At 42.1% G+C, this 1,861-nt stretch carries 4 protein-coding genes; 2 read left to right on the forward strand and 2 right to left on the reverse strand.

The genetic code is table 11. The features are described from left to right. Window positions 1-441 precede the first annotated feature (441 nt). Window positions 442-684: a hypothetical protein gene (locus QUB61_RS39180; RefSeq protein WP_333136840.1), complete on the reverse strand. Its 243-nt coding sequence runs from the start codon at window positions 682-684 to the stop codon at window positions 442-444. A gap of 103 nt (window positions 685-787) precedes the next feature. Next, window positions 788-985, reverse strand: a complete 198-nt coding sequence (locus QUB61_RS39185; RefSeq protein WP_333136838.1) for a hypothetical protein — start codon at window positions 983-985, stop codon at window positions 788-790. Window positions 986-1,133: 148 nt separating this feature from the next. Here QUB61_RS39185 and QUB61_RS39190 point away from each other — a divergent pair, with 148 nt between their 5' ends. Together QUB61_RS39190 and QUB61_RS39195 are read left to right on the forward strand one after the other, a co-directional pair. Then, window positions 1,134-1,385 carry a helix-turn-helix transcriptional regulator gene (locus tag QUB61_RS39190; protein ID WP_041623394.1) on the forward strand — a complete coding sequence of 84 codons (252 nt, stop codon included), beginning with the start codon at window positions 1,134-1,136 and terminating at the stop codon, window positions 1,383-1,385. A gap of 71 nt (window positions 1,386-1,456) precedes the next feature. Further along, the gene (locus tag QUB61_RS39195) at window positions 1,457-1,714 is read left to right on the forward strand and encodes a BrnA antitoxin family protein (protein ID WP_333136837.1); all 258 of its coding nucleotides are present in this window, start codon (window positions 1,457-1,459) and stop codon (window positions 1,712-1,714) included. Window positions 1,715-1,861 lie beyond the last annotated feature (147 nt).

The following is a 1,861-nucleotide window of genomic DNA, read 5'->3' on the forward strand; positions in this document are numbered from 1 at the left end:
CGTCATATTCTACCATGCTGTGCCTAGATTGTGAACCTTCTTTTTTTGCTGTTACCCCGATTTATTGAGCGGATACCATAGCAGCATGGTTATGTAAGTATGATGCTGATTAGATTATGATAAGATAGTTAAAACCGATCGCCCTTTTTTCCCAAAGCGCGATCGCCCTTTTCTTCCCAAAGTACGATCGCCCTTATTTGTAAACATCTCCCCTAGAATTAATCGCAGTCACAACATATACTTGGTTCTCCCTGTCTTCTACAAAAAGTATTCGATATTTACCCACTCGCAGCCTTAATTCAGGACGACCTTTAAGTTGCTTAATGTCAAGCCCTCTATCGTCACTTACTAAAGTATCTAAAGCCTTGACAATTCGTACTTAGTCATCCGGTTGCATTCGCGATAAATAGCGTTCTGCTGCTTTCAGGAGAATGTAGTCAGTCAATGTTTTTCTCCAAATAGCTTCAATTTGAGTTCTTGGGAGGATATCCCGCGATCGCGACCAGCTTGGTAATCTTGCCAAGCAGCCTCGCTCTCTGCTATTTCTTCTGCTGAAATTACTTCATCATCTTCGGCAACTTCTTCCCGTAACTGAATCATCTTTTTCAATTCTTCTAATAACCGCAGTTGGTCTGCAAGCGTGAGGCTTTTAACTTGATTCAGTACCTTGCTATAAGTAAACATAGACTTGGTTGTAAGAGTTTTTGCTTGCTCTCTATTATATCTCCATTTAAAATTATGGGAAAAGCGATCGCCTTTTTATTCCCAAAGTTCGATCGCTCTTATACTATCTTGCACAATTTGTTAGCTGTTGCGAATTCACCTCAAAGGCGATCGCAAACTCCGCTTGCAGCAGCAATCTTTTGATAATCCGCAAGTGTTCCTCGGCGTCGTTTCGGCGGCGAAAACGCGCCACAGTCAGGCGTTGCAGGTTGGGCAGGTGGCGGTAAATCACCCACGGGTAAAGTTGTTGTTTGTAGTTCATCCTAGTTCTGCGATAGATTGCGGGCAAAATGAGACACTAGAAAGGCAGGGCTGATTTCCCGTACTCTGCCCTTTTGCTGTCTATATAGACATAGTGTCTGGATAAAGTTGTTTTGTCAAGTAGTCTAGACACTATGTCATATTTTGTAATGATTAAGCGAAGACAACCTCAAGAAGAAGCTGGCGAATCACCGCTGAAAAAACTCAGAGATGAGTTAGGAATGTCCCAAGAAGAATTTGCTCGGCAAATTGGGACATCGGTACGCACTGTGAGTCGCTGGGAAGCCGGAGATAACGTGCCGACATTCACAATTGCCCAGATGAAAGCTTTGGCAAATTTTTTGCGATCGCGCGGGTTAACTCTTGATGACTTGCCCGATCGCTTTGGCCCGCCTGAGTGAGTATCCGATCGCCCTTTATGTTATCCTCTAAGTATATACGCTTTGTATACACAGTTTGAGGCACTTTGAATATGACTATCTCGCGCAAACGACTTGAAGAATTAGAGAATATTCCAGAATCTGCGATCGATACATCTGATATTTCTGAATTAGATGCGAGTTTATGGTCACAAGCAAAACAGGTAAAACCACTGACCAAACAAGCTATTTCTTTAAGAGTTGATAGCGATGTATTAGATTGGTTTAAAAGCCAAGGAAAAGGTTATCAATCTCTAATGAATGCTGTGCTGCGCTCTTATGTTGAACATCACATCAAAAACAGTCAATAAATGTGCGATCGCCCCGCTCTTCCCAAAGTGCGATAAAATTTAGGGGCTTGGTATCTGTGGGAGTGAGATAGGGTGCATCTCACTTTTGCGAATGTGTCACAAAAGAGTTAAAATGAAAAAGCTAGTAAAATAATCAAATAACAATGA

This window comes from Microcoleus sp. C2D2 (genome assembly GCF_036702495.1).
In the GTDB taxonomy this organism is placed as follows: Bacteria; Cyanobacteriota; Cyanobacteriia; order Cyanobacteriales; family Microcoleaceae; genus Microcoleus.